The sequence below is a fragment of the Enterobacter sp. ZOR0014 genome (assembly GCF_000798855.1).
Taxonomy (GTDB): domain Bacteria; phylum Pseudomonadota; class Gammaproteobacteria; order Enterobacterales; family Enterobacteriaceae; genus Enterobacter; species Enterobacter kobei.
Genome location: NZ_JTLF01000223.1, coordinates 1 through 4,305, shown reverse-complemented (window position 1 = coordinate 4,305; position 4,305 = coordinate 1). Strand labels below are relative to the sequence as shown.

Annotated in this window: 5 protein-coding genes; all 5 read left to right on the top strand. The window is 54.9% G+C overall.

The window, feature by feature from the left end; translation table 11 throughout:
- Positions 1 to 268 precede the first annotated feature (268 nt).
- Positions 269 to 835, top strand: coding sequence for a fructose-1-phosphate/6-phosphogluconate phosphatase (gene yqaB / locus L977_RS11675; RefSeq protein ID WP_014884975.1), 567 nt, complete (start codon positions 269 to 271; stop codon positions 833 to 835).
- Positions 832 to 1,260 carry a YqaA family protein gene (locus L977_RS11670; protein WP_014884974.1) on the top strand — a complete coding sequence of 143 codons (429 nt, stop codon included), beginning with the start codon at positions 832 to 834 and terminating at the stop codon, positions 1,258 to 1,260. The genes yqaB and L977_RS11670 overlap by 4 nt, the downstream gene beginning before the upstream one ends.
- A gap of 83 nt (positions 1,261 to 1,343) precedes the next feature.
- On the top strand, positions 1,344 to 2,888 hold the full coding sequence (gene gshA, locus L977_RS11665) for a glutamate--cysteine ligase (protein WP_014884973.1): 1,545 nt from the start codon (positions 1,344 to 1,346) through the stop codon (positions 2,886 to 2,888).
- A gap of 152 nt (positions 2,889 to 3,040) precedes the next feature.
- Positions 3,041 to 3,556 carry an S-ribosylhomocysteine lyase gene (luxS, locus tag L977_RS11660; RefSeq protein WP_014884972.1) on the top strand — a complete coding sequence of 172 codons (516 nt, stop codon included), beginning with the start codon at positions 3,041 to 3,043 and terminating at the stop codon, positions 3,554 to 3,556.
- Positions 3,557 to 3,609: 53 nt separating this feature from the next.
- Positions 3,610 to 4,305, top strand: a 696-nt coding sequence (locus tag L977_RS11655; protein WP_047625800.1) for an AraC family transcriptional regulator, incomplete at its 3' end; no start/stop codon positions are given.

The window sequence follows — 4,305 nt, the reverse complement described above, 5'->3', positions numbered from 1 at the left end:
GGATGCACCATATTCTCCGAGATAACAGCCATACTGTTGTTTCAAGGTCTGCGAGTTAAACGCAAGCACCAGGGAGGATAACGTTGCTTCAGCAACGGCCCGTAGGGCGAGGCGTAGCCGAGTAATCCTCCCGGATGCACCATCTCTTCTTATCGTCCCCTTCGATGTTTAGTTCTTAATCACTCTCATTGTTATCACTTCGCAATCAGCGACAAAAACCACCATTTACGATAAAGTAATGCTTTGTTAATCGTTTAGCGAGAGCACGATGTACGCACAGTATGACGGTTTGATCTTCGATATGGATGGCACCCTGCTGGATACCGAACCCACGCATCGTCAAGCCTGGACCGAGGTCCTGGGCCGCTACGGTATGCGTTTCGACCTGCAGGCGATGATAGCCCTCAACGGATCCCCAACCTGGCGTATTGCGCAGGCCGTGATTGAACTGAATCAGGCCGATCTCGACCCCTACCTGCTCGCGCGCGAAAAAACCGATGCGGTTAAAGCCATACTGTTAGACACCGTACAACCTTTACCCCTTATCGACGTGGTTAAAGCGTGGCACGGACGTCGCCCTATGTCTGTCGGCACGGGCAGCGAGAGCGCGATTGCAGAAGCCTTGCTCAACCATCTTGGTCTGCGCCACTATTTTTCAGCTGTCGTCGCTGCCGATCATGTTAAGCGTCACAAGCCAGCACCGGACACCTTCCTGCTCTGCGCAGAATTAATGGGCGTACCGGCGGCAAAATGCGTCGTGTTTGAGGATGCCGATTTTGGTATCCAGGCCGCACGTGATGCCGGAATGGATGCGGTGGATGTGCGCTTACTGTGAGTGACGCATTGTCACTTGCCTCATTATTCGCCAGCAGTTTTTTAAGCGCCACGCTGTTACCCGGAAATTCGGAAGTGGTGCTGGTGGCGATGTTGTTGTCCGGCGTCAGTCAGCCCTGGCTACTTGTATTAATAGCAACAATGGGTAATAGCCTTGGAGGGCTGACTAACGTTATTCTTGGGCGTTTCTTTCCGCTGCGCAAAACGTCGCGCTGGCAGGAAAAGGCAGTTGGCTGGCTAAAACGCTATGGCGCTGCCACGCTGTTATTAAGCTGGATGCCTGTAATAGGCGATTTACTGTGTCTGCTGGCGGGATGGATGCGCATCTCCTGGGGACCGGTGCTCTTTTTTTTGTGCCTTGGCAAGGCGTTGCGCTATGTTCTCGTGGCGTGGGCAACACTACAGGGTATGACGTGGTGGCACTAATTGGTGGAATGAATACGCGACCTTCAATCGTCAACCATTACAATTATGCTGAGTAACATTACTTTGACAGGCGGGAGGTCAATTTGATCCCGGACGTATCTCAGGCGCTGGCCTGGCTGGAAAACCACCCTCAGGCTCTGAAGGGTATTCAGCGTGGTCTTGAGCGTGAAACGCTGCGCGTTAACGCGGACGGTAGCTTAGCGACGACGGGTCACCCGAAGGCGTTAGGCTCGGCGCTGACACATAAATGGATCACAACCGATTTCGCTGAAGCGCTGCTGGAGTTCATCACGCCGGTGGACGGCGATATTGATCACATGCTGACAATCTTGCGCGATATTCATCGCTATACGGCGCGCAATCTTGGTGACGAGCGTATGTGGCCGCTCAGCATGCCGTGCTATATCGAACAGGGCCAGGAGATTGAGCTGGCGCAGTACGGCACGTCAAATATCGGTCGGCTGAAAACGCTCTATCGTGAAGGTCTGAAAAATCGCTACGGCGCATTGATGCAGACCATCTCTGGCGTGCACTACAATTTCTCGCTGCCCATGGCGTTCTGGCAGGCGAAAGGGGGAGAAACGGACAAAGAAGCGATCTCAGCCGGGTATTTCCGTCTGATCCGCAACTATTACCGTTTCGGCTGGGTGATCCCGTATCTCTTTGGCGCGTCACCTGCCATTTGCTCTTCGTTCCTGCAGGGGAAACCCACCACGCTGCCGTTCGAAAAGACCGAGTGCGGCATGTACTATCTCCCGTACGCGACGTCTCTTCGCATGAGCGATCTGGGCTATACCAATAAATCGCAAAGCAATCTCGGTATTACGTTTAACGAATTGCACGAATATGTGGCAGGATTGAAGCGGGCGATCAAAACCCCGTCGGAAGAGTACGCGAAAATCGGCCTCGAAAAAGACGGCAAACGCCTGCAAATCAACAGCAACGTGTTGCAGATTGAAAACGAACTGTATGCGCCGATTCGTCCTAAGCGCGTGACGCGCAGCGGTGAAACCCCGTCGGATGCGCTACAGCGCGGCGGCATTGAATACATTGAAGTACGTTCGCTGGATATCAACCCGTTCTCACCGATTGGCGTTGATGAGCAGCAGGTTCGCTTCCTGGATCTGTTTATGGTCTGGTGTGCGCTGGCGGATGCGCCGGAAATGAGTGCAGACGAACTGCTTTGCACCCGTACAAACTGGAATCGCGTGATTCTGGAAGGGCGTAAGCCGGGTCTGACGCTGGGTATTGGCTGCGAAACGGCACAGTTCCCGCTGACCAAAGTGGGTAAAGATCTGTTCCGTGACCTGAAGCGTGTTGCCCGGACTCTGGACAGCATTGACGGCGGCGACGCCTACCAACAGATCTGCGACCAGTTGGTAGAGTGCTTCGATAACCCGGAACTGACATTCTCAGCACGCATTCTGCGTTCTATGATTGATCAGGGCATTGGTGGTACCGGGCGTGCACTCTCCGCGGAATACCGTGAGATGCTGATGCAGGAGCCATTAGAGATCCTGCGCGAAGCGGATTTTGAAGCAGAACGCGATGCGTCCGTGGTGCGTCAGAAAGAGGTTGAAGCGGCGGATACGGAGTCGTTTGAAGCGTTTCTGGCGAAACAGGCTTGAACCAAAAGAAAAAGGCCACATCGCTGTGGCCAAAATATACATCTCTGAATTCAGGGATGATGATAACAAATGCGCGTCTTTCATATACTCAGACGCGCATTGTGTAGAAGAGTTCAGTTTATTTTAAAAAAAATCACTATCGGAGGTGACGTATGCCGTTATTAGATAGCTTTACTGTCGACCATACCCGTATGGAAGCACCTGCAGTCCGCGTGGCGAAGACCATGCACACCCCGCACGGCGACACAATCACCGTCTTCGATCTGCGCTTCTGCGTGCCGAACAAAGAAGTGATGCCAGAGAAAGGCATTCACACGCTGGAGCACCTTTTCGCCGGATTTATGCGCGACCACCTGAACGGTAACGGCGTTGAGATTATCGATATCTCTCCGATGGGCTGCCGTACCGGTTTCTACATGAGCCTGATTGGTCAGCCGGAAGAGAAACGCGTTGCAGATGCGTGGAAAGCAGCCATGGAAGACGTGCTGAAGGTGAAAGAGCAGAACCAGATCCCAGAGCTGAACGTTTACCAGTGCGGGACTTACCAGATGCACTCTCTGGAAGAAGCGCAGGACATCGCTCGTCACATCATCGAGCGTGATGTTCGCGTGAACAGCAACGAAGAGCTGGCCCTGCCGAAAGAAAAACTGCAGGAACTGCACATCTAGTGCACCTTTTCCCTCTCCCTCCGGGAGAGGGTAGGGTGAGGGTTGTTTAGCCCATGACCACAACCTCAACGTTCTCCTTTACCCATCGTCCCCTTGTTCCGTTTGCCCATGATTACGTTCATGGCGACAGTGAGCCATGGCACCAGCACGACTGCGCGCAGCTGCTGCACAGCCTGACGGGCGTCGTGCGGGTCGAAACGGCATCTGGCTGTTGGGTGGTGCCCCCCGGGCGCGGCGTCTGGCTTCCTGCGGGGACACAACACGCCCTGCGCATCACCGGTAGCGTAGCGGCGCGAACGCTGTTTATCGATCCACTGGCGCGAGCCGATCTCCCGGCCACGTGCCAGATCGTGCAGATCTCGCCCCTGTTGCGCGAGCTGATCCTCTCCGCCCTCTCACTGCCTGAATCGTACTCACCGGGAAGCCGTGACGAGCGCGTGTATGAACTCATTCTGGATGAGCTTCGCATCATGCCGGTGCTGCCGTTTCATCTGCCGGAGCCGGAAAGTGAACCGTTACGCCAGCTGTGCCGACAGATCCGTCAGTCGCCAGGAGAGAGCTGGAACAGTCAACAGAGCGCGAGCGCGCTTGGCATGAGCGAGCGCACGCTGAACCGTCATTTTCAGCAGCAGACGGGATTACGCTACAGCGAGTGGGTGAGAAGGGCGCGGCTGCTGGAAGCCTTAGTGCGGCTGGCGCAGGGCCAGCCGGTATTAGGTGTGGCGCTGGATCTGGGTTACGGCAGCCAC